Raw genomic sequence first — 3070 nt, 5'->3', positions numbered from 1 at the left:
GAGTCTTTGCTACTCCTGTTGTTCACCGCTTTTTAGTCTCTCTATTTCTTCGTATATTTGTTGCGCCCATTCCTGTTGCCGCACGATTACTTCTACCAGTTCTCCTACTGGCATATTTTCTAGGGCTTCTCGTTCATATTGCGGTGGCTCTTTCATCCCTTTACTTTAGCCGCTTTGGCTCTTTTGTCAATTTCTTACCTGATTCTTTACGACAAAAGAATAGAGAATATTAGGATAGATAATTAACGAACAACAGAACAGGAGACAGGTTTAGCAAGTTGAATCATGCGATTAAGCGCAGCACATTTGATGAACAACTCAACCGCCTGATTGTCAAATTTACGAGAACATAAAGTACCACCAAAGATTTTTTTGAAACGAAACATCGTGGTTTCTGCCAAAGAACGACGATGATAACCTGAGTCACGTTTCCATTTTTTACGCCCATGTTTACGGATATAACGGAGATTTTGGTCACGGGGATGTGGTGCAGCATTGGTATTGCCATGAAGCCAGATTTTGGCATCTTTGCGCGGAGGAATCACGGCTTTAGCACCATGTTGGGCTATCTCGTCATAACAATGACGATGGTCATAGGCTCCATCTGCGGAAACTTGAGCGATTTCAGCATCAATGCCTTCGAGAATATCGGCGAGTACTTCACCATCGTGGCAATCATTCATGGTGACCACCGCAGCCAGAATTTCTCCCGTTGATTCATCGGCTCCAAGGTGTAGTTTGCGCCATGTCCGCCTCTTACTAATCCCATGCTGCCGTGTTTTCCATTCTCCTTCTCCGTATACTTTGATCCCTGTTGAATCGACTACTAAATGCACTGCTCCCTGTTTGGGGATTACTGGTAATGTCACGCTTAAACTTGCTGTTCGTCTTGATACGGTGCTGTGGTCTGGGACTGGTAAATCTATACCCATCAAGCTAAATAGTGACTCTAACAATCCTTGCGTTTGTCTTCCTGCTTGATGATATACCGCTTTGACTGTGATAAATGTCGCTATTGCTATGTCGCTATAGTCTTTGGATGCTCCCCGTTTGCCGCTTAATGTTTGATTTAACCATCCTTCGATTACTTCTTCGCTAATCCAAAAGGTCAGGCTTCCTCTTTGTTTCAGCCCTGCGTTATACTCTGACCAGTTGCGGATCTCATATTTCTCTGTCATCTTTCGGGGTCTCATCTCCTGCTTAATACTTAATTTACCTTCTAACCCCCTTTTTATGCAACAACGCCCTATTTTAGATGAAACAGTCCACTACGCGATCGGCGATTGCACTATAGATTTATATTTTCCACATTACAATTAACTCATTGACAAGCACTTGCAATTGTTTTGTAGGTTCATCAAGCTTAGACATTTGATAACCATGTACAAGGCGATCGCGCACGGTTTGAATTACTCTCACTTGATCAAACTGCTCCATCGAAAGCTCGCCTTGAGAATATAAATGATTAATTAAAGAGTTGGCAGGAAAGCGTTCTATCGGAATTGCAACTTGCCTAGCTTGACGACGCATAGCCGCTTCCAAAATCCCCCATAAATATAAAAAGGCAACTTCCACTTCGCCGATCGCTAAAAATTTTTGAGCCTGTTCTTGACGTTGCAACATCTGTTCCCAAGTCAGCAATTCACTATCATCTTTGGGATCATCTGAAGATATATCTTCTCCAGTTATCAGTAAAAATCGCCAACCATGATGCTGGGCTACTATTTCGGCAATCTCTCGATAGCGATCGACTGAGACTTTAGCAATTGAGTTTTTAAGTTCAATTATGTAACCTTCATCCAATCCCTTTCTGGCAATAAGATCTGGGCAATAATTTCCCAAGTCAAAAGGAATCAAGGATTTAGAAGGCTCGATGACAACTTCAAATCCTTGCAATCTATATTTTTCTGCAATTCTTTGCAATCTATTTGTTTCTAGAAATTTAGCGTCTAAACCCTTTTCAATTAATTGAGAATCAACAGTCATAAGTAGTCCTCCAAATGATTGCACTACAAGATCGGCGATTATGCTTTTAATTATCGCATTAATTTCTTGTATTTTTTTGTTGATGTTTCTCTAGGTAACTAAAATAGGGAAGACTTATCAAAGTACCAACCATCTCATGCATAATTTCTGAGCTAGTTTTACTTAAAAAATCACTTCCTTCTATAGCAAATTTTGTGCCAACAGGAGTATGCAGCATTTCTCCAAGAATCTGCATACCTCTTGATTTTTTAGACTCAACTATTTCGATCAAGCACTGTATTATATATTCTTCTTCAGGAACCCAATCCCTGACATTTTTTGAATTTGCAATTCTTCCTATGAGAGTAATGTATCCATGATTAAACAAAAAATCAAAATTTCGATGCTTTCTATCTGATACTAAATGCTTCCATACATCATATGCGATACGTTTTTGTACAGAGATTGAAAAATCTGTTTTTACAGTCCCACCAACTATCTCAACATGAGAAATGTACTCATCTGAGATTAAGTTAAACTCTTCTTGTGAGAATGACTGTTTTTGACAATGAGAGAAAAGTCCACTTCTAAAATATTTTAATGCTTCCGATAGGTTAAGTTTCTTATGGGGCTTCTTATACCCATGAGAGTAAATTGGGTCTTCAGCAATCATCTCTTGAAGAACGGCAAGGAAATATCTTAGTCTTTGATTTCTAGAAATTGAATTGTGATTCTCTCGTTCTACACTAGATAAATTTTTGGAGCGAAGTTCACATTCTGCTTCGTAAGACCTAGAAGTAGAATAGTGAGATAAATAGTCAATTGTTCCCGTCTCAGAAATTGAGTTTCTAACAACCTTAAAGATAGCTTCGTAACATGAAGGACAAACTATTTGAAATCCTTTACAGTCTTCATATTCTATATGAACAGCATCCATGTACTCTCCAAGCAACATGCTATATCCAATTTTCATATTAAAGCAAATTATTTTAAGTAATATGATTTATTTTGGCACAACTAAGCATCCTGCGTAATTTTTTCTTTCTAAGTAACGTCAGTTCGGGTTAAGCTGGCAAATTTTAAAAGCCCAAAAGTAAAAGCCTTG

General features: G+C 38.7%; 4 protein-coding genes. All 4 read right to left on the bottom strand.

Annotated elements, in window-relative coordinates:
- Positions 1–9: 9 nt before the first annotated feature.
- The 4 genes from PSE7429_RS25255 to PSE7429_RS17425 all read right to left on the bottom strand — a co-directional run bounded on the left by PSE7429_RS25255 (position 10) and on the right by PSE7429_RS17425 (position 2938).
- The gene (locus PSE7429_RS25255; RefSeq protein ID WP_009628618.1) at positions 10–156 is read right to left on the bottom strand and encodes a hypothetical protein; all 147 of its coding nucleotides are present in this window, start codon (positions 154–156) and stop codon (positions 10–12) included.
- Between the two features lie 86 nt (positions 157–242).
- Entirely contained in the window at positions 243–1178 is a 936-nt protein-coding gene (locus tag PSE7429_RS17435) for an IS5 family transposase (RefSeq protein ID WP_009628617.1), read from the bottom strand.
- Positions 1179–1296: 118 nt separating this feature from the next.
- On the bottom strand, positions 1297–1986 hold the full coding sequence (locus tag PSE7429_RS17430) for a hypothetical protein (protein WP_009628616.1): 690 nt from the start codon (positions 1984–1986) through the stop codon (positions 1297–1299).
- Positions 1987–2044: 58 nt separating this feature from the next.
- A complete protein-coding gene (locus PSE7429_RS17425) occupies positions 2045–2938 on the bottom strand; it encodes a hypothetical protein (protein WP_100228977.1) in 894 nt (297 codons plus the stop codon).
- Positions 2939–3070: the final 132 nt, after the last annotated feature.

Source organism: Pseudanabaena biceps PCC 7429, from assembly GCF_000332215.1.
Taxonomy (GTDB): Bacteria; Cyanobacteriota; Cyanobacteriia; order Pseudanabaenales; family Pseudanabaenaceae; genus Pseudanabaena; species Pseudanabaena biceps.
This window is presented reverse-complemented; position numbering and strand designations above follow the sequence as displayed.